Annotated in this window: 1 protein-coding gene; it reads left to right on the top strand. The window is 54.0% G+C overall.

Annotated features, from left to right (window positions below; translation table 11 throughout):
- Positions 1–266 precede the first annotated feature (266 nt).
- Positions 267–632 carry a translation initiation factor Sui1 gene (locus tag MMC1_RS11250; RefSeq protein WP_011713818.1) on the top strand — a complete coding sequence of 122 codons (366 nt, stop codon included), beginning with the start codon at positions 267–269 and terminating at the stop codon, positions 630–632.
- Positions 633–711 lie beyond the last annotated feature (79 nt).

Raw genomic sequence — 711 nt, 5'->3', positions numbered from 1 at the left:
CGCTGTAAAGGTTTGAAGCGCACACGACCCGTAGGGCCATAAAAGGCCCCTGCGGGATTTACAAAAGCCGCCGCACCAACAAGTGCGGCGCTTTTGTATGGTGCGGATGGCTGCGTGGTAGGGTCAAGCCCATCACGGTGGATAAGGTTTTTGCCTTTGGCCAAGGCAAAAAAAAGGGGTCTGTGCTGCGTGGTGGGGCTTTCAAGCCTGTTACTGCGGGCATACTGTCTTTAGTGGTTTCGATGGATGGTAAGGGCGTTTTTTCTATGTCTTCCAAATACCGAGCTGAGGATAGGGTTGTCTATTCTACGGAGCAGGGGCGGCTTTGCCCGCAGTGTCATCAGACGGTGGCGGCCTGTTGCTGCCGTCAAGCGCGTAGCCCTGTTACCAGTGATGGGGTGGTGCGGGTCTCCCGCGAGACGAAAGGGCGCAAGGGTAGGGGGGTGACCCTGATTAAAGGGTTGCCCTTGAGCGCAGAGGCATTAATGACACAGGCTAAACATCTTAAAACCCTCTGCGGCTCGGGTGGCACCGTGAAGGATGGGGTTGTTGAGATTCAGGGGGATCATGTGGAACAGATTATGGATCTATTAAAAAAACAAAATTATACAGTAAAACGGGCAGGGGGGTGATCATACTCTACCCGTTTGGAGCCCGTGTTCCATAAACGCAGGGGGATCCGTTTAAACCCCGTGAATGACGGTTCACCCC

It is taken from the genome of Magnetococcus marinus MC-1, assembly GCF_000014865.1.
GTDB lineage: Bacteria > Pseudomonadota > Magnetococcia > Magnetococcales > Magnetococcaceae > Magnetococcus > Magnetococcus marinus.
The sequence above is the reverse complement of the archived record's forward strand: the minus strand, read 5'-3'. Positions and strand labels throughout refer to the sequence as shown.

What these genes read in the sequence shown, in the direction of transcription:
- MMC1_RS11250 (WP_011713818.1), top strand. Translation starts at nt 267, where the DNA reads ATGTCTTCCAAATACCGAGCTGAGGATAGGGTTGTCTATTCTACGGAG.